This is a genomic window from Luteimicrobium sp. DT211 (assembly GCF_049844995.1).
Taxonomy (GTDB): Bacteria; Actinomycetota; Actinomycetes; order Actinomycetales; family Cellulomonadaceae; genus Luteimicrobium.
Genome location: NZ_JBNCMC010000001.1, coordinates 802,334 through 824,770, shown reverse-complemented (window position 1 = coordinate 824,770; position 22,437 = coordinate 802,334). Strand labels below are relative to the sequence as shown.

General features: G+C 74.2%; 20 protein-coding genes, 1 tRNA gene and 1 other RNA gene. 11 read left to right on the top strand and 11 right to left on the bottom strand.

The features are described from left to right. Positions 1–13 precede the first annotated feature (13 nt). The 5 genes from ACLQ14_RS03740 to ACLQ14_RS03720 all read right to left on the bottom strand — a co-directional run bounded on the left by ACLQ14_RS03740 (position 14) and on the right by ACLQ14_RS03720 (position 4,422). Positions 14–310, bottom strand: coding sequence for a type II toxin-antitoxin system VapB family antitoxin (locus tag ACLQ14_RS03740; protein WP_036954593.1), 297 nt, complete (start codon positions 308–310; stop codon positions 14–16). A 70-nt stretch (positions 311–380) separates the two neighbouring features. Further along, positions 381–2,063, bottom strand: a complete 1,683-nt coding sequence (locus tag ACLQ14_RS03735; protein ID WP_425810003.1) for an ABC transporter permease — start codon at positions 2,061–2,063, stop codon at positions 381–383. Continuing rightward, positions 2,060–3,016 (bottom strand): ABC transporter ATP-binding protein, encoded by a 957-nt coding sequence (locus tag ACLQ14_RS03730; RefSeq protein WP_425810001.1) that lies wholly within the window; start codon positions 3,014–3,016, stop codon positions 2,060–2,062. Before ACLQ14_RS03730 ends, ACLQ14_RS03735 begins: the two co-directional genes overlap by 4 nt. After that, the gene (locus tag ACLQ14_RS03725) at positions 3,013–3,666 is read right to left on the bottom strand and encodes a TetR family transcriptional regulator (RefSeq protein WP_425809999.1); all 654 of its coding nucleotides are present in this window, start codon (positions 3,664–3,666) and stop codon (positions 3,013–3,015) included. Before ACLQ14_RS03725 ends, ACLQ14_RS03730 begins: the two co-directional genes overlap by 4 nt. A 57-nt stretch (positions 3,667–3,723) precedes the next feature. Then, positions 3,724–4,422, bottom strand: coding sequence for a hypothetical protein (locus ACLQ14_RS03720; RefSeq protein WP_425809997.1), 699 nt, complete (start codon positions 4,420–4,422; stop codon positions 3,724–3,726). Between the two features lie 146 nt (positions 4,423–4,568). Between ACLQ14_RS03720 and ACLQ14_RS03715 the strand changes: the two genes are divergently transcribed. The 3 genes from ACLQ14_RS03715 (at position 4,569) to ACLQ14_RS03705 (ending at position 9,235) form a co-directional block, all read left to right on the top strand. Next, positions 4,569–5,792: a HupE/UreJ family protein gene (locus tag ACLQ14_RS03715; RefSeq protein ID WP_425809995.1), complete on the top strand. Its 1,224-nt coding sequence runs from the start codon at positions 4,569–4,571 to the stop codon at positions 5,790–5,792. A 132-nt stretch (positions 5,793–5,924) separates the two neighbouring features. After that, complete coding sequence (locus tag ACLQ14_RS03710; protein ID WP_425809994.1) at positions 5,925–7,907, top strand: fibronectin type III domain-containing protein; 1,983 nt, start codon at positions 5,925–5,927, stop codon at positions 7,905–7,907. A gap of 86 nt (positions 7,908–7,993) precedes the next feature. Continuing rightward, on the top strand, positions 7,994–9,235 hold the full coding sequence (locus ACLQ14_RS03705) for a WxL protein peptidoglycan domain-containing protein (RefSeq protein WP_425809992.1): 1,242 nt from the start codon (positions 7,994–7,996) through the stop codon (positions 9,233–9,235). Here ACLQ14_RS03705 and ACLQ14_RS03700 read toward each other — a convergent pair. Together ACLQ14_RS03700 and ACLQ14_RS03695 are read right to left on the bottom strand one after the other, a co-directional pair. Next, complete coding sequence (locus tag ACLQ14_RS03700; RefSeq protein WP_425809990.1) at positions 9,121–10,077, bottom strand: SDR family oxidoreductase; 957 nt, start codon at positions 10,075–10,077, stop codon at positions 9,121–9,123. The two genes, ACLQ14_RS03705 and ACLQ14_RS03700, sit on opposite strands and share 115 nt — an antisense overlap. Positions 10,078–10,800: 723 nt before the next feature. Then, positions 10,801–10,886 (bottom strand) — tRNA-Ser (locus ACLQ14_RS03695). A 127-nt stretch (positions 10,887–11,013) separates the two neighbouring features. On the opposite strand from ACLQ14_RS03695, the gene ffs reads away from it, so the two are divergent. Further along, positions 11,014–11,110: signal recognition particle sRNA small type (gene ffs / locus ACLQ14_RS03690), an RNA gene on the top strand. Positions 11,111–11,134: 24 nt separating this feature from the next. On the opposite strand, the gene ppk2 is transcribed toward ffs, so the two are convergent. Further along, positions 11,135–12,001 (bottom strand): polyphosphate kinase 2, encoded by an 867-nt coding sequence (ppk2, locus tag ACLQ14_RS03685; protein ID WP_425809988.1) that lies wholly within the window; start codon positions 11,999–12,001, stop codon positions 11,135–11,137. Between the two features lie 119 nt (positions 12,002–12,120). Here ppk2 and ACLQ14_RS03680 point away from each other — a divergent pair, with 119 nt between their 5' ends. Genes ACLQ14_RS03680 through ACLQ14_RS03665 form a run of 4 tightly spaced genes read left to right on the top strand, consistent with a single transcriptional unit; the run spans position 12,121 to position 16,584 of the window. Beyond that, positions 12,121–14,895, top strand: coding sequence for a DNA polymerase III subunit gamma and tau (locus ACLQ14_RS03680; protein ID WP_425809986.1), 2,775 nt, complete (start codon positions 12,121–12,123; stop codon positions 14,893–14,895). Beyond that, positions 14,892–15,368, top strand: a complete 477-nt coding sequence (locus ACLQ14_RS03675) for a VOC family protein (protein WP_425809984.1) — start codon at positions 14,892–14,894, stop codon at positions 15,366–15,368. The genes ACLQ14_RS03680 and ACLQ14_RS03675 overlap by 4 nt, the downstream gene beginning before the upstream one ends. Before the next feature lie 45 nt (positions 15,369–15,413). Beyond that, entirely contained in the window at positions 15,414–16,013 is a 600-nt protein-coding gene (gene recR / locus ACLQ14_RS03670; RefSeq protein WP_425809982.1) for a recombination mediator RecR, read from the top strand. Between the two features lie 13 nt (positions 16,014–16,026). Next, entirely contained in the window at positions 16,027–16,584 is a 558-nt protein-coding gene (locus tag ACLQ14_RS03665; protein WP_425810194.1) for a DUF5063 domain-containing protein, read from the top strand. 21 nt (positions 16,585–16,605) lie between these two features. Here the strand turns inward: ACLQ14_RS03665 and ACLQ14_RS03660 are convergent, their stop codons facing one another. Further along, entirely contained in the window at positions 16,606–17,781 is a 1,176-nt protein-coding gene (locus ACLQ14_RS03660) for an ABC transporter permease (protein ID WP_425809979.1), read from the bottom strand. Then, positions 17,778–18,812 carry an ABC transporter ATP-binding protein gene (locus ACLQ14_RS03655; RefSeq protein ID WP_425809977.1) on the bottom strand — a complete coding sequence of 345 codons (1,035 nt, stop codon included), beginning with the start codon at positions 18,810–18,812 and terminating at the stop codon, positions 17,778–17,780. Before ACLQ14_RS03655 ends, ACLQ14_RS03660 begins: the two co-directional genes overlap by 4 nt. A gap of 212 nt (positions 18,813–19,024) precedes the next feature. Between ACLQ14_RS03655 and ACLQ14_RS03650 the strand changes: the two genes are divergently transcribed. Continuing rightward, positions 19,025–19,966: an alpha/beta fold hydrolase gene (locus ACLQ14_RS03650; protein ID WP_425809975.1), complete on the top strand. Its 942-nt coding sequence runs from the start codon at positions 19,025–19,027 to the stop codon at positions 19,964–19,966. Then, positions 19,963–20,748, top strand: coding sequence for a sulfite exporter TauE/SafE family protein (locus tag ACLQ14_RS03645; protein WP_425809973.1), 786 nt, complete (start codon positions 19,963–19,965; stop codon positions 20,746–20,748). Before ACLQ14_RS03650 ends, ACLQ14_RS03645 begins: the two co-directional genes overlap by 4 nt. Before the next feature lie 10 nt (positions 20,749–20,758). Here the strand turns inward: ACLQ14_RS03645 and ACLQ14_RS03640 are convergent, their stop codons facing one another. Then, the gene (locus tag ACLQ14_RS03640; protein ID WP_425809971.1) at positions 20,759–21,514 is read right to left on the bottom strand and encodes an AraC family transcriptional regulator; all 756 of its coding nucleotides are present in this window, start codon (positions 21,512–21,514) and stop codon (positions 20,759–20,761) included. 85 nt (positions 21,515–21,599) lie between these two features. Here ACLQ14_RS03640 and ACLQ14_RS03635 point away from each other — a divergent pair, with 85 nt between their 5' ends. After that, complete coding sequence (locus tag ACLQ14_RS03635; RefSeq protein WP_425809968.1) at positions 21,600–22,397, top strand: TSUP family transporter; 798 nt, start codon at positions 21,600–21,602, stop codon at positions 22,395–22,397. The last annotated feature ends 40 nt before the right edge of the window (positions 22,398–22,437 follow it).

Genomic DNA, 22,437 nt, shown 5'->3' with positions numbered 1-22,437 from the left:
CGGGTGGGGGAACTCAGGTGAGGACGAGCACGCGCGCGTGCAGCGCGGGCCGCTGCTGGAGGGCCGCGCGGACGGCGCGGTGCAGGCCGTCCTCGAGGTAGAGCACGCCCTTGTACTCGACGACGTGCGCGAACAGGTCGCCGTAGAAGGTCGAGTCCTCCGACAGGAGGTTGTCGAGGTTGAGGGTGCGCTTGGTGGTCACGAGCTCGTCGAGCCGAACCATGCGGGGCGGGACGTCTGCCCAGTCCTTGGGCGTGACCTTGCCGTGGTCCGGATAGGGGCGCCCGTCTCCCACGGCCTTGAAGATCATGCGCGGAAGTCTACGAAACGACCTGCGGGTTGCCCGTGAAGATGCCGTGAGCGTGCTGCACGCGGCGGCCTCATGCGGCCGGGACGTCGCGCCGGCGGACCCCGACGGCGCCCGCGAAGCGCGCGTACGCCAGAGCGTAGAACGCGGCCGCCACCAGGGTGAGGACGACGAGCGGGAGCGCCGTCGCGTCGTCGAGCGGCACGCGGGGCGTGTGGGTGAAGGGGGACAGGTCGAGCACCCACTGCGGCAGGTTCAGCGCGTCACCGACGACCTCGAGCAGGAGGATCACCGTGATCACGCCCCAGCCCGCCGCCACGAGCCGAGGCCACCACGCGTAGCAGGCGAGCACGAGCCCGCCGACGACGAGCGCCGCGGGCACCTGGACGGCGGCGCCACCGACGGCGTCCGCGAACGCGCTTCCCCAGGTGCCGCCGGTGATCGCGTGCCCGAGGCCCATGAGCACGCCCGCCGCGGCGAGGATCAGCACGACGCCGACCACGGAGACGCACGCCGCGACCCCGAGGTACCGGGCCCGGGTGACGCCGGTGCTGAGCTGGACCTCCGCGCGTCCCGACGACTCCTCGGCGCGCAGCTGAGCGGCGTACGTCACGGTCCAGGCTGCGGCGGCGATGCCCACCCAGCCCAGGATGAGCGCGGTCATGACGTCCTCGAGCCGCCCGGTGCCGCCGAGCTGCTCGATGAGCTTCGCGGCGTCGGCGTTGCCGCCGACGAGGTCGTCCGCCGAGCTGAGGATGAGCCCCAGGAGGAAGCAGTAGGCGCCCACGGCGTACGCCCACGATGCGAGCGACGCGCCCTGGAGGCGGCGGGTCAGCGCGAGGGACGAGTCGAGCCCGGGCGCGTCGGCCGGGCCGGGGCGCGGCTGGACGATGCCCGCCCCGACGTCGCGCCCGACGGCGAGCCGCGCCGCCGCCGCGCCGCCCAGCACGAAGAGCGCCAGGCAGAGCAGGGCGGGGCCGTAGGAGCTGCTGCCGAACGGGTCCATCTCCTCCGCCCAGCCGACGGGCGAGAGCCAGCGCAGCCAGCCGAGCCCGTCCTGGACGTCGCCGATGCCGCGCAGGGCGTAGCCGGCGACGAGGACGAGCACCGCGATGGTCGTGGCGGTCCGCGAGACGGTGGCGACCTGCGCGCCGACCGCCCCGAGACCGGCGCCCGCGAGGCCGATCGCCAGGTACTGGACCCCGACGGCCAGCGCGCCCGCGCCGTCGCCCGGGGCCTCGGCCACCGCGGCGAGCGAGCCCGCCATCCCGGCGGCCGTGACGAGGCTGAGGATCGCCGCGACGATCGTGCCGGTCGCGAGCGGCGCGAGGGCGCCGACGGGCGCGGCGCGCACGAGCTCGAGCCGCTCGGCCTCCTCCTCGCGGCGCGTGTGCCGGACCACGGTCATCGCGGCGAGGACGCCCACCACGACGAGCATGAACAGCCCGATCCGCCACTGGGCGACGCTCGCGACGGACTGCGTGTGCTCGAGCGGCCCCAGGAGCACCCGGAACGCGGTGTTGGAGCCGAGGGTCGCGGCGGCGGAGTCGCGGTCCGCCTGCGTCCCGTAGGCGGTGCTGACGGAGGCGATCGTGATCGCGAACGTCCCGACGAGCACGACGACCGTCACGGGCAGCGTGACCCGCTCGCGGCGCAGCGCGAGCCGCAGCAGCAGGCCGGTCCCCGCGAGCGGGCGCCCGGGCCAGACGGCGGCCCGCTCCGCGCGTGCGGCGGGGGCCGGGGTGGTCGTCGTCATCGCTCCACCGCCTGAGCCGGCCGGGCGTCGCCCTCCAGGAGCTCGAGCTCGTCGCCGTACTGCCGCAGGAAGAGCTCCTCGAGCGACGGCGGCGAGACCGTGAGCCCGCGCACGCCCAGGTCGGCGAGGGCCCGGGTCGCGGCGGCGGTGGCGGCGTCGTCCAGGTGGAAGGTGACCTTGTCCGCGTCCGGGCCGGGCACTGCGACGTCGTGCACGCCGTCGATCCGGGCGAGCGCGTCGCGGGCCGCCGCGGGGTCGTCGACGCGCGCGGTCACGGCGGACCGCGTGAGGTGCCGCAGCTCGTCCAGGGTCCCGGTCTGCATGGTGCGCCCCGCGCGGATGATCGTCACCGTGTCGCACAGCGCCTCGACCTCGGCGAGCACGTGGCTCGAGAGCAGCACGCTCGTGCCCGCCTCGACGGCCTCGCGGACCGAGTCCTGGAACACTGCCTGCATGAGCGGGTCGAGGCCCGACGTCGGCTCGTCGAGCACCAGCAGCTCGACGTCCGCGCAGAACGCGGCGACCAGCGCGACCTTCTGCCGGTTGCCCTTCGAGTAGGTGCGCGTGCGCTTGGTCGGGTCGAGCTCGAACCGGTGCAGCATCCGGGCCTTGCGGGCCGGGTCGGGGCGCAGCCCCCTCAACCTGAGGAGCAGGTCGATCGTCTCCCCGCCGGTGAGCTGCGGCCACAGCGTCACGTCCCCGGGCACGTACGCGAGCCGCTCGTGCAGCCCGACGCCGTGGGCCCACGGGTCCTGCCCGAACAGCCGGGCGGTGCCCGAGTCGGCGTGGAGGAGACCCAGCAGGATGCGGATCGTCGTCGACTTGCCGGCACCGTTGGGCCCGAGGAACCCGGCGACCTGGCCGGGCTCGACGACGAGGTCGAGCCCGTCGAGCGCGTGGACGGACCCGAATCTCTTGTGCAGGTCGTGCACCTCGACCGGCGGCGTGCTCATCGATCCTCCTGGGTGGTGCGGGCGGGAGTCTGGGCGAGGTAGGCGTCGAGGAACCTGCGGTCGGTGAAGAGACCCTCGGTGAAGATCTCGAGCCCGGGGAGCGTGCCGCGCATGTTGAGGCCGAGGATCCAGGACGCGAGGTCCGTGGGGGGTTCCGGCTCGAGCGAGTAGGCGAGCAGCAGGTAGCCCAGGCTCATGCTGGTGAGCATCTCTGCCCGCGCGTCCGGGTCGCGCGACGGCTGGACGCTCCCCGCGGCGACGCCGGCCTCGAGGTTGTCCCGCGTCTCGACGACGAGGTCCGCGACGAACGTACGCGCGAGCTCGCCCCCCGCCTGCAGCGAGCGCAGGAGGTAGGTCGCGAGCCACGCGTAGTGGCCGTCCGCGGCGAGCCGCAGGATCGACGACGACGGGTCGTTCGAGACCAGCGCCTCGGCGCGCGCCTCGTGGATCTGCGCGAGCACGTGCTCGTCGCACGCGCGGCGCAGGCCCTCCTTGGACCCGAAGTGGTGCATCACGAGGCCGGGGCTGACGTCGGCGTCGGCGGCGATGGTGCGCAGGCCGACGCGGAAGCCGTCGGCCGCGAAGCGCGCGATCGCGGCGTCGCGGATCCGGGCGCGGGCGGTGAGGTCGTCGTCGAGGGCTGAACGCACGTTCAATACGCTATACACGCGTTCAGCAGGGAGCAAGCCCCCACACGGCCGGTCGGCTCAGGTGGCGTCGTCCAGCGAGACGACGATGCCGGTGAGGCCGCTGAGCACGGAGGCCACCCCCGCCTGCACGGCCGCGCGGCACCGGGCCGGGGTGAACGTCGCGGCGTCGTACGCCGACGACGTCCCCAGGCCCTCGCCGCGGAACGACGCCCCCGACCAGTCCGCGGCGGTGACGTTCTCCGTGGGCTCGGCGAGCTCGGCGCCCACCACGAGGAACTGCTGGTCGAGGTGGCTCGGCGTGACCTGGGCGAGGGGGTCGACGAGGTCGTCGCCCGCGGAGATCACCAGGTCGGGGTGCAGCGCGGTTGCGCGCAGGACCGCGGGGAGCCGGTCCGTCGGACCGTCCGCGACGACGGTGCGGAGGGACACGTCCTCGTCGTGCGCCCAGTCCCGCACCGCGTCGGCGACGGTGGTCGCCGGGCGGTCGTCCTCGCTCGTGGTGAGCAGGACGACGCGCAGCTGCGCGGACGGGTGCACCCCGTCCCAGGAGCCCGGGGCGGGCGTGATGGTGGCCTCCGGGCTCGGCGTCCCCGACGGGAGGACGAAGTCCGCCGCCAGCGTGCCCCGCGCCGTCGGCGTGACGTGGGGTCCCGACCAGTCGTCGGAGCCCCGCGCGACGGCCACCCCGACCGCGAGGGCGCCCGCGACGGCGGCCCCGACGACGACGGCGACGAGGGTGCGGGGGCGGCGGGACATGGGTCCATTCCTACCCCAGGCGTTCGCAGCTCCGACCTGCGCGGACGCTCCGTGGGCGATCGTTCGCCGAGCGTTCGTCGGCCCTCCTTGGCCCGTTCATCCGACGACGACATCGTGCGATCGCTCCCCGAGACGTAAGGACCACGATGCCCCTCCGGACGACCGCCCGGACCCCCGCTCGCCTCGCCCGCCTCGCGCCGGCCGTCCTGCTGCTCGCCCTGGCGCTGTGGCCCGCTGCCGCGTCGGCGCACGGGTTCAGCACCACCGTGTACGCCGACGTGACCCAGCCCGAGCGGGGGCACGTCCGCGTCGAGCTGGGCCTCGAGTACGACCTCCTCGTCGTCTCGGTCGCGGACACCCAGCACGTCGACGCGCTCTACCAGGAGGGCCAGGCCGCGTTCGACGACGGCGACACGGCCGCCATGGCGCGGGCGCTCGCGGACCATCCGGCGCCGGTCCTGGCCTACGTCACCGAGCGGTTCGGGGTGGCGTCCGGCGACGCCGCCTGCACGCCGGCCCAGGACGGCGACGTGACGATGACCCGCCGCGAGGGCGTGCCGTACGCGGTGCTCGTCCTCGACGAGGCCTGCCCGCCGTCCGACGGTTCGCACCGGATCACGAGCACGCTCTTCCCCGACGCCGAGGGCTACGTCAAGGACGCGAAGACCGTCGTGTCCTACGACCTCGACGAGCAGCACGGGAGCGCCGCCCTCGACCCGTCGCACCCGTCGTTCTCGACCGACCAGTCGTTCCTCGCGGAGACCTGGACGTTCTTCCGGCTGGGCGCCGAGCACCTGCTCACGGGGACCGACCACATCCTGTTCCTGCTCGCCGTGATCGTCGGGTCGCGACGCCTGCGCGAGATCGTCCTGGCGGCGACGGCGTTCACGGTCGCCCACTCGATCACGTTCGTCTGCGCGGCCACGGGCGTCGTCGACGTGCCCGCGCGCGTCGTGGAGCCGGTGATCGCGCTGTCGATCGCGGTGGTCGCCGCGTGGCACCTGTGGCGGCTGCGGTCGCCCGTGAGCCGCTACGGCACCCTCGAGCTTGCCCGCGGTCCGCTCGGGCTCGACCGTGCGGGCTGGCTGCGGCTCGCCGTCGTGCTCTGCTTCGGGCTGGTGCACGGGCTCGGCTTCGCGGGGGCGCTGGGCCTCGACCGCGAGCTGTCGGGGTCGCTGCTGTGGTCGCTGCTCGTGTTCAACGTCGGGATCGAGGCCGTGCAGCTCGGCATCATCCTGACGGTCTTCCCGCTGCTCGCCCTGCTGCGGCGCCGTGCGCCGCGCCTGGGCGCCTGGGTCACGGGCGCCGTCGCCGCCGGGGTCGCCGTGATGGGGCTCGTCTGGTTCGTCGAGCGGGTCACGACGGGATGACGAACCCGGGAGAAGCCTGGGAGTTCCCGCGCGTGCCGCGCCGCGGAGCTCTCGCGTTCATCGCGGGTTCATCCCGCTTCGTCACGTTGTGCTCGCCCTAGCAGCACTCACCGATCGAAGGATGGACACCCCATGTCTTTGACCCGTGCGGCACACCCCCACGGACCGGCCCGGCGCCGGTTCGTCGTGGGCCTCACCGCAGCCTCGACGGTCGCAGCGACCGTCGGGATCGGCACTCTCGCCGCCCTGCCCGCGCACGCCGACACGACCCCCACGACGCTCACCGGCATCGTTCTCGGGGTCGGCGCCGACGAGTCGCAGCGGATCCTGAGCTGGTACTCGAGCGCGGACACCGCGCAGGAGGTCCAGCTCGCACCGACGTCGTCCCTCACCGACGGCTCCTTCCCGGCGGACAGCGCCGAGTTCGACGCCACCGGTACCGCCAACATCGCGACCAGCGGCGGCTTCAACCGCCACGCGACGGTCACGGGCCTCACCGAGGACACGACCTACTCGTACCGCGTGGGCACGGCCGGAAGCTGGTCGCCCACGTACTCGTTCAAGACCCACGACTTCGACGGCGACTTCGACTTCCTGTTCCTGGGCGACCCGCAGATCGGTTCCTCCGGCAACACCGCCAAGGACCAGGCGGGCTGGCAGGACACCCTCGACGTCGCGACCGCCGCCAACCCGGACGCCGAGCTCCTCGTCTCGGGCGGCGACCAGGTCGAGAGCGCCAACACCGAGTCGCAGTGGGACGCGTTCCTCGCGCCCGACGAGCTCCGGCAGATCCCGTGGGCCGCCACCATCGGCAACCACGACGTCGGCGGCAAGGCGTACGAGCAGCACTTCTCCACGCCCAACACGGACCGCTCGGCGTCGTACTACGCCAACGGCAGCCCGACGTCGAACACGTCCGGCGGCGACTACTGGTACATCTACAAGGACGTGCTGTTCATCGACCTCAACTCGAACAGCTACGCCACGTCCCAGGGCGGCGGCGGTGACGACGCGCACATCCAGTACGTGAGCGACGTCATCAAGCAGCACGGCGACGAGGCCAAGTGGAAGGTGCTCGTGTACCACCACTCGGTGTACTCGGTCGCCGACCACGCGCAGGACTCCGACAACATCCAGCGTCGCAAGGACCTGCCCGCGACGTTCTCCAAGCTCGGGGTGGACCTGGTCCTGCAGGGCCACGACCACAGCTACGCCCGTAGCTACCTCATCAACAGCAACAAGAAGGCCGACGCCGACGAGCAGCCCGGCCAGGCCGACGTGTTCGCCGGCAAGGGCGGCGTCCTCTACGTGACGGCCAACTCGTCGTCGGGCTCGAAGTACTACGACCTGACGGCGCCCGTCCCGGCGTCCGCGTCGAAGCCCGACAACTACGCCGACCCGCTGAACCCGAGCAACTACTGGTACGCGTCCGTCGCGAACCAGGAGCACGTCCGCAGCTACGTCAAGGTCGAGGTCCAGGCCGGCAAGCTGACCGTGTCCGACGTGCGCTCGGGCACCTGCGCGGCCCCGAACGCGGCCGTGGAGCTCGGCAAGGTCTCGTGGTGCACCAACACGGACGAGGACCAGCCGGTCGGCTCGGTCGTCGACAAGGTCACGGTGCACCCGTACCACGGCTCCGGCGAGGACATCCAGGTCGACGTCCCGAAGACGGCGCCCGGCGAGTTCGGCTGGACGATCGACGGCTACAACGGCCTCGTCGACCTCGGCACCGCCACGGACAAGGGCGACCACTTCGAGGCGGCGGGGGAGATCAACCCGATCACCGTGACCGACACGCGTCGCTCGCACGCCCCCTGGTCGATCTCGGCGTCGGTCGGTGACTTCACCGACGGCTCGAAGTCGTTCGACGGCAAGTACCTGGGCTGGACGCCGAAGCTCGTCCAGTCCGGCGCCGGCGCGAAGGCGGGCGCGGTCGTGGCCTCGGGCCTCGGCGGCGGCAACGGGCTGGCGTCGTCGCGGGGCCTCGGTTCCGCGGCGCAGGGGCACGACCGGGGTACCGCGAAGCTCGGTGCGGACCTCGACCTCCAGCTCCCGGACTCGGTCGACAAGGGCAGCTACCGCGCGACCCTCACCATCACCGCGCTGAGCAGCTGAGCACGGTCACTCACGGACCGGTGGGCGGGCGCCGCGAGGCGCCCGTCCGCCGGGCCACCCGACATCGGCACGACCCCGAGGACCCCATGACCTTCCCGACCGTTCTCCCGGCCCCCGCGTCCCGTCCGGTCGCCGTCCCCGCCCGACGGCGCAGCCTCCCGCGGGCGGCCCGTGCCGTCGTCGTGCTGCTGGTGGCGCTCGTGGCGGGCACGCTCGCCGCCGCGCCGACGACCGCCGCGCCGCGCCTCGCCGCGGCGTCACCGGCCGACCAGGACGTCACGTGGACCGTCCGGACGGCGTCGAACGACCGCGGGGCCGACCGGACGAGCTTCGCCTACACGCTGAACCCGGGACGGACGACGACCGACGGCCTGGTCGTGGCCAACCACGGGAAGACCGCCCTCGAGCTCGCCGTCTACGCCGCCGACGGGTACACGACCGACGCCGGGCAGTTCGACCTGCTCGTCGCGGGTCAGAAGTCGGTCGGCGTCGGAGCGTGGGTCGCCGCCGGGAAGAAGAGCCTCACGGTCGCGCCGGGCAAGACCGTCACCGTGCCGTTCACGGTCGCCGTCCCCGAGAACGCGACCCCCGGCGACTACGCCGGCGGCATCGTGACCTCGCTGCGCCAGGAGGACGAAGCCGAGGGGATCAACGTGGACCGCCGGCTCGGCGTCCGTCTGACGCTGCACGTCGGCGGGAAGATCGCGCCCGCCTTCGCGGTCGAGGACGTGCGGGTGCAGCACGAGACGACCGCCGACCCGCTCGGTCGCGGCGACGCGACCGTCACCTACACGCTGCACAACACCGGCAACACGATCGTGTCGGCCCAGCAGGCCGTCTCGTTGGCCGGCCCGTTCGGCCGGTTCGCGGCGGACGTCCCGGCGCCCGAGGGCTCGCCCGACCTCCTGCCGGGGGAGTCGTGGCCCGTGTCGGTGACGGTGCCCGACGTCGTCGGGAGCGGACGGCTCACGGCCCACGTCACCGCGACGCCCGTGGTCACCGACGCGTCGGGCTCGACGTCGTCGCTCGCGCCGGTCGAGGGGTCGGCGCACGGGTGGGCGGTGCCGTGGGTGCTGCTCGCCGTCGTCGTGGTCGTCGCGGCCGCGGTGGTGCTCGCGGTCCGCGGCCTGCGGCGCGCACGCTCGCGGCGTCGGGAGAACGAGGACGCGCGCGTCGAGGAGGCGGTCGCGCAGGCGCTGCGCGCGCAGCGGCCTCAAGCCTCTGAGGCGGCGGAGGACGCGGCGCTCGCAGAGCCCGGCGTCCCGGGTTCGAGCCCGACGAGCGCCGCGCTGACACGCCAGAGCCGGGCCGCCGAGAGCAGGTCGTAGCTCCGTCGGGACGACCGCCTCGGCGACCCTCCCGCGAAGTAGCGGCCCGTCACTGTTGCGAGGTCCGGGGCGGACGCGACCCGCACGGATGTCGCGGCGCCCCGGCCGGTGCTCTTCATGAACGGCCGCATCAGAGGAACGAGGAGCCGGCTGAGCCGGCCGGGATCCGCCGTACCGAACGACGTGCTGACCATGCCGGGGTGCAGCGCGTTGGCTGTCACCGCCGAGCCCTCCAGCCTCCGTGCGAGCTCGTAGGCGAACATGACGTTCGCCAGCTTGGACTGGTTGTAGGCGCGCGAGCCGGAGTAGGCCCGCTCGCCCTGGAGGTCGTCGAAGTCGAGGCGCCCGAGCGCCTGCGCGTTCGACGCGACGATCACGACCCTGCTCGGTCCCGTCGCCCTCAGCCGCCTCAGCAGCAGGTTGGTGAGGAGGAACGGTGCGAGGTGGTTCAACGCGAACGTGTACTCGAGGCCGTCGGTGCTCTCGTGGCGCGTGCTCCAGTAGCCGCCGACGTTGTTGACCAGCACGTCGATGCGCGGGAACGAGCCCAGCACGTCGTCGGCGAGCCGGCGGACCTCTGCCTGCGACGACAGGTCCGCGACGAAGGCGTCGACCGGTGCGTCGGTGACCGTTCGGATCTCGTCGCGGGCGCGCTCGGCGCGGGCACGGTCGTGGCTGACGATCGCGACCCGTGCGCCCATGGCTGCCAGCGCCGTCGCCGTCGCCTTGCCGATGCCGCCGGAGCCGCCCGTGACGAGCACGGTCCGCCCGGACATCGGCCCGGTACCTGCCGCACCACCGGTGGGCTGCTGCGAGGGCGACGGCGCGCGGTGGACGGGCATGGTGCCTCTTCGGAGGTGCCGGTGAGCAGGCGGACGAGCCGGCGGCCTGTCGTCCCGGGGCTGCTCTCCACGGTACGCCGGGGGCCCCGTGGTCAAACCGAACCTGCTGACCGCCGGCCAACGGCGAGCGTCAGCGTTGGCGCTGTCGGATCGCCGGGCATCACCGACGCGGTCCACGGCGCCTCCAGCACGGGCACGCGGAGCACGGCCGCGCGGGACGGTGCGCGCGCCGTATTCCTCGTCGTAGATCGTTGTCGGACGGTCGCGCTACACGGGCTTGATGACGTGGGTCGACAGCGGGCCGTCGACGACCCGATTCCAGCCGTCAGTCGTTCGTGCGAGAACGATCTTGTCCTGCACGCCGGCCAGCGAGAGGTCTTGCCCCCGACGGGCCTGTTTCCCAGCGGTTATCCCGGACGTTCGTCCGGGAGGTCCGGGTCCCAGATCTGCAGCTCGCCGGCGACGTCGCGTCCCGAGTCGCTGGGCGACCTCGCGCTGGCTCAGGCCTGCGAGCAGTCGCGCCTGCTGCAGGATCCGCCCGAGCGATTCAGGACTCGTCACCGTGCCAGTGCAGGCCACGTCGCCTCCTCTGACGCCGATATCGACGTCAAGATCGCTGACGTTGATATCGGAGTCACGGAACTGCTTCCCGGGCCTCGGTCGGCAGGTGCCGCAACGACGAAGGCCCCGAACCCGTGCGGGTTCGGGGCCTTGCCGGTGCTGCGGAGGATGGGGGATTCGAACCCCCGAGGGCTGTTAACCCAACACGCTTTCCAAGCGTGCGCCATAGGCCACTAGGCGAATCCTCCTCGCCGCGCTGCGTCGTCGGGCGGGCCCGTCACGCACTGCGGCCCCCCGAGGATACCGGACGGACCGCGCCGGGCCTAAACCGTGCGAGGGCGTTCGGGACGACCACGTCGGTCCGGTACCCTGGTCGCAGACCCCTCGTGCGGCGTCATCCTGCTGAACTCCCCCAGGACCGGAAGGTAGCAAGGGCAGGCGGGCTCTGGCGGGTGTGCGGGGGGTCCTTACTTTGCCCCCGCAGCGTGGCTCCGGTTCAGCTCGACCGCTCGGGATCCCCGAGCAGCGCCAGCGCGGCGTCCGGGACGTAGGTGCTCAGCTCGCGGGGCGGCCGCTCGTAGCCGCGCGACGGCGCCGGCCGGTCGGGCAGCTCGACCTCCTCTCCCGCGGACACGTCCTCGTACGGGATGGTCGACAGCAGGTGGCTGATCATGTTGATCCGCGCGTGCTTCTTGACGTCCGACTCGACGACGAACCACGGGCTCGCCGGCAGGTCCGTATGGACGAACATCTCGTCCTTGGCGCGCGAGTAGTCCTCCCAGCGGTGGATCGACTCGAGGTCGGTCGGGCTGAGCTTCCACCGGCGGACGGGGTCCGTCAGCCGGGACCGGAAGCGGCGCAGCTGCTCGGCGTCGGACACGGAGAACCAGTACTTGCGCAGCAGGATGCCGTCGTCGATGAGCATCTGCTCGAAGATCGGCGTCTGGCGCAGGAACCGCGCGTGCTCCTGCGGGGTGCAGTAGCCCATGACCTTCTCGACGCCCGCCCGGTTGTACCAGGACCGGTCGAACAGGACGACCTCGCCGGCGGCCGGCAGGTGCGCGACGTACCGCTGGTAGTACCACTGGGACTTCTCGCGCTCGGTCGGCACGGGCAGGGCCGCGATCCGCGCGACGCGGGGGCTCAGGTACTCGGTGATCCGCTTGATCGTGCCGCCCTTGCCCGCCGCGTCTCGTCCCTCGAACACGACGACGACGCGCGCACCCGTCGCGCGCACCCACTGCTGGAGCTTCACGAGCTCGGCCTGGAGGCGGAACAGCTCGGCCTCGTACACGTCGTCGGGCAGGCGTGGCCCGCGCTTGGTCTTCTTCGAACCGCCCGACTTCTTCTGCTCCTTCGCCATGGCGGCACGGTATGCCCACGGCGTGGGTCGGGGCGTGCGGGACGCGGGTGAGATCGGGCGCCGCGGTCGTCCGGTGGACGGCTCCCGGAGCGTCGGTGGTGGCGTCTACAGTTGCCGGGGTGAGCACAGCCCTGTACCGCCGCTACCGGCCCGAGACGTTCGCCGAGGTCATCGGTCAGGAGCACGTGACGGGGCCCCTCATGCAGGCGCTGCGCACCGGGCGCGTGAACCACGCGTACCTGTTCTCGGGGCCCCGCGGCTGCGGCAAGACGACGTCCGCGCGCATCCTCGCGCGCACGCTGAACTGCCACCGCAACACGCCCGAGACCCCGATCGACACGCCTTGCGGCGAGTGCCCGTCCTGCGTGGACCTGGCCCGCGGCGGCTCGGGGAGCCTGGACGTCGTCGAGATCGACGCGGCGAGCCACGGCGGCGTCGACGACGCCCGCGAGCTGCGCGAGCGCGCGACCTTCGCGCCCAGCCGCGACCGGTACAAGGTGTTCATCATCGACGAGGCGCACATGGTCTCGTCGGCGGGGTTCAACGCGCTGCTGAAGATCGTCGAGGAGCCGCCCGAGCACGTGCGGTTCATCTTCGCGACGACCGAGCCCGACAAGGTCATCGGGACCATCCGCTCCCGCACGCACCACTACCCCTTCCGGCTGGTCCCGCCGGACGTGCTGATCCCGTACCTGGACGAGCTGTGCCGCGCCGAGGGCGTCGAGGTCGGGTCCGGGGTGCTGCCGCTCGTCGTGCGGGCCGGCGGCGGGTCCGTCCGCGACACGCTCTCCGTGCTCGACCAGCTCATCGCGGGCGCCGACGAGGCGCCCGGGTCGGGGGAGGGCGGCCAGCGGCGGCGCGTGCTCGACTACGAGCAGGCCGTCGCCCTCCTCGGCTACACGCACGCCACCCTGCTCGACGACGTCGTGGGGGCGCTCGCGGCGCGCGACGGCGCGAGCATGTTCCGCGTCGTGGAGCGCGTCATCGAGTCGGGACACGAGCCGCGCCGGTTCGTCGAGGACGTGCTCGAGCGCCTCCGGGACCTCGTCGTGCTGGCCGTCGCGGACGGCGAGGCTGTCGCGGCCCTCGGTGATCTCCCGTCCGACCAGCTCGAACGTATGCGCGCCCAGTCCACCGCGCTCGGTCTCGGCGAGCTGTCGCGCGCCGCGGACCTCGCGAACGCCGCGCTGACCGAGATGACCGGCGCGACGTCGCCGCGCCTCCACCTGGAGCTCCTGTGCGCGCGGCTCCTGCTCCCTGGGGCCGACGACGGCGCTGCCGGGTTCGGCGCACGGCTCGACCGCCTGGAGCGGGGCTGGGTCGGCACGGCTGGCGGGTCGCAGGCTGCGGCGCCCGCCCCGGCGCAGCCGGCTCCCCCGCGGCGCGCTGCCGTGGAGGATCTGCGGCCGGTGGTGGTGCGCGACCCGGAACCCGAGTCGGTGCCCGCCGACGAGCCCGAGTCCGATGTGCCCGCGGCCGAACTGTCGGACGAGCCGGAGTCCGCAACGCCCTCGGACGAGCCGTCGGACGAGTCCGGGGCCGAGCTGCCCGGGGCCGAGCTGACCGCGGCTGAGCTGCCCGCGGCCGTGCCGTCCGCGGAGGCCGACGTCCGCACGACGGACTCGGCGGCGACCCCGGTCGCCCCCGCGGAGGCCGCGCCGACGCCTGCGGGATCGAACGTGGCGCACGTCGAGGGCGAGCTCGTCCGCCGCCGGTGGGACGAGGTGCTGCAGACCCTGTTCCGGATGAACAAGGGCGCCTGGACGCTCGTCAAGCAGGATGCGTCGGTCGCCTCGCTCGACGGCAACGTGCTGACGCTGTCGTTCAGCTCGCCCGGCCTGCAGCGAGCGTTCCAGAGCGGCAAGTCCGAGGCCGTCGAGAAGGCCGTGTACGAGACGCTCGGCTTCCCCGTCAAGGTGAGCGCCGTCGTCGGCGGCGTGCCGGCGCCCGTCGCGAGGCCGCGGGCCGAGCACCGGCAGGCGTCGCAGGACGACGACGGCGGCACCGACGCCCCCGGCGATCGAGCGGTCGCTCCGGACGGAGCCCCGGCAGCCGCGGCGACGGCCGCTCCGAGCGCGGTGGTCCCCGACGCGGCCGTCCCGGCTGCTACGACGGCAGGCGTGTCCCGCACTCCCGGCGGCCCGCCCCCGGGCGAGGCAGGCGGCAGCGCACCGCCGACGACCCCGTCGCCGCGCACCGACGCCGCGGCGGCCGCCGACGCAGCCTGGCTCGCGGGGTCGCCCCGGTCCACGACGCTCGCCGCCGGCCCCGGTCCGACGCCGTCGTCCACCGGCGTCGGGACGCCGGCCGCCGGGCCGCGGGTCGACGCGGCCCCGGCCCCTGCACCCGCCTCGGACGGGGCGGGCGCGCGCGCAGCGCGGCCGCCCGCGAGCGGCCCGGCGGGCCCCGACGAGCGGGCGTCCTACGACGGGATCCCGGTGGCCGAGCCGCCGGACGACGCCCCGTTCCCCGACGACGGCGGGTCCTGGGCTCCGCGAGCTGCGGCCGCTGGTGGCGCACGCCTCGCTCCCGGCACGCAGCCGGCCGGCCCGGTGGCGCCGGTGGCCGAACCGCCCGTCGCCCGGGCACCGGCCACGACGCCGCCCGCCGCGCCTGCCGCGGTCTCGGCCGGCATCGCGGCGGCACGCTCGGCCGCGAACGCGCCGCGCGCCAGAGTCGCGGTCGCGCCTGCGCCGGCGCGGACCTCGACGCCCCCCGACGACGACGGCCCGCCCTGGGACGACGAGCCCTCCGGTCGCTCGGGCGGCGGGCCGGGCCGGGCCGGGGACGGCGGGCCCGGCGGTAGCGCGCCTCCGAACCTCGTGGGCGCGGCGCTCGTCGCGCAGCTCCTCGGCGGGACCGTGATCGACGAGATCGTCGAGCAGCGCCAGTGACTGCGCAGCCGGGTTCGGGCGGCCCCGACAGCGGGTCGCGTGCCGCCGAGCGCCCGCGGGGGCTGCATCACGTGGAGCTCTGGGTGCCCGACCACGCCAGGGCGGAGCGCGCCTGGGGCTGGCTGCTCGGGCGGCTGGGCTACGCGTGCACGTCGACCTGGCAGAACGGGTCACGCTGGGACCTCGGCGCCACGTACCTGGTGCTCGAGTCCGGGCCGGACGTGCGGCCCGTCCCGCACGACCGCGTCCGCCCGGGCGTCAACCACCTCGCCTTCTGGGCGGGTGCGCCGGGCGACGTCGACGCGCTCGTGAAGGACGCCGTCGGGCAGGGGTGGAGTGAGCTGTTCGCCGACCGGTACCCGCACGCCGGCGGCCCGGACCACTACGCGGCCTACCTCGAGGACGGCGACGGGTTCGAGGTCGAGCTCGTCGCGACCGAGCTGTCAGAACCTGGTGAGTCTCGGGCCTCGTGAGCTTCTGACGACTCGGGGGTGGGTGGCACCGCCTAGGCTGTCGGGGTGTACGAAGGCGCGGTCCAGGACCTGATCGACGAGCTCGGCCGGCTGCCCGGCGTCGGGCCCAAGAGCGCGCAGCGGATCGCGTTCCACCTGCTGGCCTCGGACCCGGCGGACGTGCGCCGCCTGACCGACGCGCTCACGCAGGTCAAGGAGAAGGTCCGGTTCTGCGAGATCTGCGGCAACGTCGCCGAGGACGTCCAGTGCAAGATCTGCCGCGACCCGCGCCGCAACCCCGCGGTGATCTGCGTCGTCGAGGAGCCCAAGGACGTCGTCGCGATCGAGCGCACGCGCGAGTTCCGCGGCCGGTACCACGTGCTCGGCGGGGCCATCAACCCGATCGAGAACGTCGGGCCGGACGACCTGCGGATCAAGGAGCTTCTCACGCGCCTCGCCGACGGGACGGTCACCGAGGTCATCCTCGCGACCGACCCGAACGTCGAGGGCGAGGCGACCGCCACCTACCTGGCGCGGCTGCTGACCCCAATGGGGGTCACGGTGACTCGCCTCGCGTCCGGGCTGCCCGTGGGCGGAGACTTGGAGTACGCGGACGAGGTCACGCTCGGCCGCGCGTTCGAGGGCAGGAGGGTGATCGGTGCCTGAGGTGACGTCCACGATGGCGCCCGACGAGCTCGCCGACGTCGCGGCGTCCACCAGCAGGCACGCGCGCGCGTTCGTCGCGACGGTCGCCGAGGTGGCGTCCGGCCGTGCCGTCGACGCCGCGATCCCGCTGCTCCTGCTCGCCACGTCCGACCTGCTCGCGTGCGGGGCGCGTCTCGGCGCGATGGTCGACGTCGTGCCGTCCGAGCGCTTCGAGCCCGACGCCGGCCCCGACCTCGACCTGGACCCGCTGCGGACCGCGCTCGCCCGCGTGCTCGACGGGCTCGACGGCTACGTCGAGGTCGTGGACCCCGTGCTCGGCCCCGAGATCGGGCAGGCGTCGCTGTCGGCCGACCTGGCGACCGTTGCCGACGCCCTCACCCAGGGCATCGCCCACGACGACGCCGGCGACCGCGTCGAGGCCCTGTGGTGGTGGCAGTTCTCCTACCTGTCGAGCTGGGGCGAGCGGGCGTCGTCGGCGCTGCGGATGCTCCAGCTGCTCCTCGCGCACCTGCGCCTCGACGTGGACGACGACGTCGCCGCCGAGGCCGAGTACGACGCACTCCAGCCGTAGCGCGCGGGCGGGCGCCGCGACTCAGGCGACGCGCGTGCCGCGCGCGAGCGTGCTCTGGGGGATGCGCAGCCGCCGGACGGTGAGCCAGACGGCGCCGCCTCCCAGCAGCAGGTTCGCGCCGAGGCCCCAAGGCCACACGGGCGCGTTCGAGGTGCTCTGCCCGTCGTCGACCGTCCCGTCCCCGCACCAGTCCTCGCGGTCCGGCGGCCCGCTCCGCGCCGTCCGGACCCCCGCCCGGATCGCGCCCAGCGGGTCCGGCACCCCGAAGCGGGCCGCCGAGGGCGCGGCCGGCGCGGCGTCCGCGACGACGACGAACGGGTTGGCGGCGAGCAGCCACCAGGTCCGCTCGGTGTGGGCGCGGCTCTCCGTGTCGGTCGTCCACGTGCAGCCGACCCCCGCGACGTCGGCCGACTGGTAGGCGCGCACGTCGTCCGTCTGCGTGATCATCGGGAAGGTCAGGGCGAACAGGATCACCGTGCCGACCGTCAGCGCGAGGACGGTGAGGTACGTGAGGAGCGCGGACGCCGTCGTGCGGGAGACGAGCGCCGAGAAGCCGAGCCCGATCGCGCACACCACCCCGAGCAGCACGACCAGCAGCACGAGCGTGACGACGAGCGAGAGCACCCGCACGCCCCCCGCGGCGAGCGACACGATCACGAACGGCAGCGCCACGACGAGGAACGCGACCGCGGCCGTCCATCCGGCGAGGAGCTTGCCGACCGCGATCTCGGCCGGGCTCAGGAGGGTGACCTGGAGGGTCGCGAGGGTGCCCGCCTCCCGGTCGCCGTTGATCGTGCCGGCGCTCAGCGTGGGCGCGACGAGGAAGCCTGCGAGCAGGACGAAGAACACGATGAAGCCGAAGATCAGCGGGCCTCGTGGCACGTGCACCGTGACGGTCAGCTGGGACGAGAAGGCGTCGGTGCCGTCGTCCTCCACAGAGCCCACGTAGTCCGGGCCGACGAGCTGCGCGGACGCCTCGAACGTCAGCCACGTCACCAGCCCGCAGACGACGAACCACGCCCCGAGCGCGACCCGCCACCGCGCGGACCGAACACGCTGGCGCAGCTCGAGCTCGACGATGGTGCGCAGACCCTGCCGGCGCAGCGTCCAGGTGCCGGTGCGGCGCGGCGCGCGGCGCTCGTCGGGGGCGGCGGGGAGGTCGCCCGGCTCGTGCTCGACCTCGACGGCGTGGCTCATCGGCGTTCCTCCTCGAGCGACAGGTACACCTGCTCCAGCGCGCCGGTCGCCGGGGCGACCGAGACCACGGGGACGCCCGCGAGCACGGCGGCCCGGACCAGCCCGGCGGCCGACTCGTCGTCGTCCAGGTCGACGTGGACGGACCCGTCGTCGGGGGCGGCCGACAGGCCCGGCTCCCCGTCGGGCCCGGCCGCGACGCGCCGGTAGGCGATCCCCGCGTCATCGAGCCAGGCCGTGAGGACCACCGGGTCGAGCGCGCGCAGCCGCCACGTCCGGCGCTCGCCCGTCGCGGCCGCGAGCGACGACTCGCGCACGGTGCGGCCGCGGGAGATGAAGACGGCGTCGTCCGCGAGCTCGTCGAGCTCGGTGAGCACGTGGCTCGAGACGAGGATCGTGCGCCCCTCCGAGGCGAGTCGGCGCAGCAGGACCCGGAGGTCCACCCGCGAGCGGGGGTCGAGCCCCGACGCCGGCTCGTCGAGCAGCAGCACCTCGGGGTCGTGCACGAGCGCGCGCGCCAGGCCCAGGCGCTGTTTCTGCCCGCGCGACAGGACTCGGGCCGGGGCGTCCGCGAGGTCCTCCAGGTGCACGACGCCGAGCAGCTCGTCCGCGCGCCGGCGTGCCTGGGCGGGGCTGAGGAAGTACGCGGCGCCGACCGTCACGAGAACCTCACGGGCAGTGAGGGAGTCCCAGGTGCCGAAGGTGTCGGGCATCCAGCCGGTGCGCGCCCGCACGCCGACGTTCTGGGCCACCGGGTCGTGGCCCGCGACCGCGAGCGTGCCGGCGTCCGGGGTGAGGAGGCCCGCCAGCATCAGCAGGAGCGTCGTCTTGCCGGCGCCGTTCGGGCCGACCAGCGCCGTCACCCGGCCCGCGTGCGCGGTGAAGGTCACCGACTCGACGGCCTTCACCGCCCCGAAGCTGCGGCGGACGCCGATCGCGTCGATGCCGTGCGCTCCGGCGTCGGCGGGCGGCCTCGGGACGTGCGCCGACGGGGCGGCTGGAGGGACCGGGGGCGACGCGTCCGCGCGTGACATGCCGGGAACATACCGTCCTTGAGCGTCCCCTGAGAACGGCGCGCGGAAGGATGCGCTGCCCGTTGCGCGACCGACCTACACAGCCCGGCGCCACCGGCGTCTGCAAGCGAGCGATCTGTCGCGATCATCCCGTTGTGTCGCGCGGCCTGCTGCGCAGGTAGCGGTCGCTGTGTAGGTCGGTCGCGCTACGGCGATCTCCTAGGCTTCCCGTCGTGACCCTCGACGACGTCCGCGACGACTCCGCGGCCCTGCACACCTCACTCCCGGCGACGGCGCCGTACGGCGAGCTGCCGGTCCCGGCCGGGGTCGACGTCGTCGGGCTCGACGTGCCCGTGGGGCGGCTGACCGGGTTCGTCGCCGCGCCGGACGGGCCGCCGCGCGGTGCGGCGCTGCTCGTCCCCGGGTTCACGGGGTCCAAGGAGGACTTCCTGCCGATCCTCCGGCCGCTCGCGGACGCCGGGTGGCTCGTGGTGGCGTACTCGCGGCGCGGTCAGCCGGACTCCGTGCTGCTGGGTGGGCGCGAGGACTACGCGCTCGAGAAGGAGGGCCGCGACGTGCTCGGCGTCGCGGCGCTCGTCCGGAGGCTGGTCGCGCCGGGCCTTCCCCTGCACCTGCTCGGGCACAGCTACGGCGGCATCGTCACGCGCGCCGCGATGCTCGCCGACCCGACGCCGTTCGCTTCGTACACGATGTTCTGCTCCGGCCCGCACGGCTGGGCCGTCCGCGGGGTCGGCGGGGACGCCGGCCGCGGCGCGCCGTCCGAGGAGCAGGTGGTCGGCCCGCTGCGCGAGGGAGTCGCGCAGGCGCGGGCGGCGCTCGAGGCTCCCGCCCACGCGCTCGCGCCGAGGCAGCGGTTCGAGACCCGCCGGCTCGTCGACGCGAGCCTGTCCGGCCTCGAGGTCGGGGCGCTCACCCTGCAGTCCGTGCCCGACACCACCGACGACCTCGCCGCCGTCGCGCGCGCCCGCGGGATCCCCGTGCACGTGGTCCACGGGGACCGGGACGACGCCTGGCCCATCGCCTGGCAGCGCGACATGGCCGAGCGGCTCGGCGCCCGCTACACCGTCGTGCCCGACGCCGGGCACAGCCCCCAGAACGACCAGCCGGAGGCGACGGCGCGGGTCTGGTCGCGGTTCTGGGCCGACGCGCAGTGACGGTCGGCGGCCTGGACCTCGACACCTGGACGATCGTGCTCGTCGTGGTGGGCGGGTTCGTCGCCGGCTGGGTGGACGCCGTCGTCGGGGGCGGCGGGCTCGTCCAGCTGCCGGTGCTGCTGCTCGTGCCCGGCATGAGCCCCGTTCAGGCGCTCGCGACGAACAAGCTCGCCGCGATCATGGGGACGTCGGTCTCCGCGGCGACGTACTACCGGCGCGTCGGGCCGGACCTGCGCACTGCGGGCCCCATGGCCGCGACGGCGCTCGTCGGCGCGTTCGGGGGAGCCGCGCTCGCCTCGCACATCCCGGCGTCGGCGTTCAAGCCGGTGATCCTCGCGGTGCTCGTCGGCGTGCTCGCGTACACGCTCGCGCGCCCGCGCCTCGGCACGCACACCGAGCTGCGCTGGTCGGGCAACGGGCACCGCTGGGCGGCGGCCGGGATCGGGCTCGTCGTCGGTGCGTACGACGGTCTCCTCGGCCCAGGCACCGGCACGTTCCTGGTGCTCGCGTGCGTGAGCGTGCTCGGGTACGCGTTCCTCCCGGCGTCCGCGATCGCGAAGATCGTCAACTTCGCCACCAATCTCGGCGCGCTCCTGTTCTTCGTCCCGTACGGGGCCGTGGTCTGGGGGCTCGGGCTCATGGTCGGCGTCGCCAACCTGTGCGGCGGCTACCTCGGGGCGAGGACCGCCGTCGCCAAGGGGAGCGCGTTCGTGCGGGTGGTGTTCGTCGTCGTCGTAGGGACGCTGATCTGCAAGCTCGGGTGGGACGTGCTGCGCGGGTGACGGCGCGCGCTCACGAGAAGCGCGACGGCGGGACGCCGAGCGCGCGGGTGAAGGCCGCGGTGAACGCGGACGGTGAGGCGTAGCCGAGGCGCGACGCGACCGCGGTCACGCTGTGCGACCGCAGGAGCGGCAGCCCGGCGAGCAGCCGCGCCCGGGCCCGCCAGGTCGCGGGGCTCGTGCCCGTCAGGGCCCGGAAGCGGCGGGCGAAGCTGCGTTCGCTCATCGATGCCGCGCGCGCCCAGGTCGTGTTGGTCACGGCCAGGTCGGGCTCGGCGAGGTAGGCGCGGCACAGCGTGCGGAAGGGCTCCTCGCGGGGGAGCGAGACGGTGAGCGGGAGCGGGGTCGCGCGGCGCAGCTCCTCGAGCGCCAGCCCGACGACGGCCCCGTCGCGCCCGGACACGTCGTAGTTCGCCTCGAGGTCGTTCGCCGCGCGCAGGAGCTCGCGCAGCAGCGGACCGACCTCGATCACCGTGCACGACGCCGGCCACCACGGCACGGCCGACGGCTCGACGTAGAGGCTCCAGGTCGAAACGCCCTGCATCCCCACCTCGTGCGGGACGCCCGGCGGGATCAGGACGCCGCGGTTCGTGGGCACGGTCCACGAGCCGTCGTCCGTCTCGACGCGCATGACACCGCTCGCCCCGTAGAGCAGCTGGGCGCGGCGGTGCGCATGCCGCGCCAGGAGGTGGTCGGGCGGGTAGTCCGTGCCGATCGGGAGGACGTCGACGGGCAGGTGGTCGACGGCGTCGAGCGGGACGTTGTGCACGACCTCCAGGCTAGTGGCCGAAAGTCGACAGAACCTGGCGAACCTGTGATTGCCCGCCGGGCCGCGCTTCCGGTGGACTCGGAGGGTGCTGCTTCTCGTGCTCTTCGTCGTCGGCCTCGCGGTCGGCCTCACCACCGTCCTCTTCGGCTTCGGCGGCGGGTTCGTGACCGTCCCTGTGATCACCGTCGTCGACGCCGGCCTCGGCGGCGAGGCGGTGCGCGTCGCCGCCGCGTCGTCCGCCCTGGTCATGGTGGTCAACGCGCTCGTGGCGACGTCCGCGACCCCGCGCGACGTGCTGGTTCGGCTGCGCGGGCGTCGCGCGCTGCTCGTGCTGCTGGCGGTCGGCGGGGCGGCGGGCGCCGCCGCCGGGCGGTACGCCCCCGACGCCCTGCTGCGCTGGGGGTTCGTCGTCTACGTCGGCGCGACGGTCGTCGACCTGCTCGTGCGGCCCGGGTTCCTGCGACCGGGCGTCGCAGGCAGAGTGGGCTCGCCCGGGCGGGCGGGCGGCCTGCCGACCGCGCTGGGCCTGCCCATCGGGTCGGTCGCGTCGTTCCTCGGGGTGGGAGGCAGTGTCATGACCGTGCCGCTCATGCGCCGTGCCGGAGCTCCCATGCCGGTCGCCGCGGCGCTCGCGAACCCGCTCACGGCAGCCATCGCGGTGCCCGCGCTCCTCGTCGCGCTCCTCGCCCGCGGCACGACGCCGACGGCGCCCGGCCTCGTCGGCGGCGTCGACGTCCCGTCGGCGGTCGCGCTGCTCGCCGGGTCGCTGCCCGTCGTCGTCCTCCTCCGGCGGAGGCCGCCGCGCATCCCCGACGCCGTCCACGCCGGCGTGTACGTCGGGCTGCTGGTCGCCGCAGGCGCGACGGTCGCCGTCGTCGGCTGAGGCGCTCGTCCCCGCCTGGGCCAGTCCCTCCGGCGCAGGT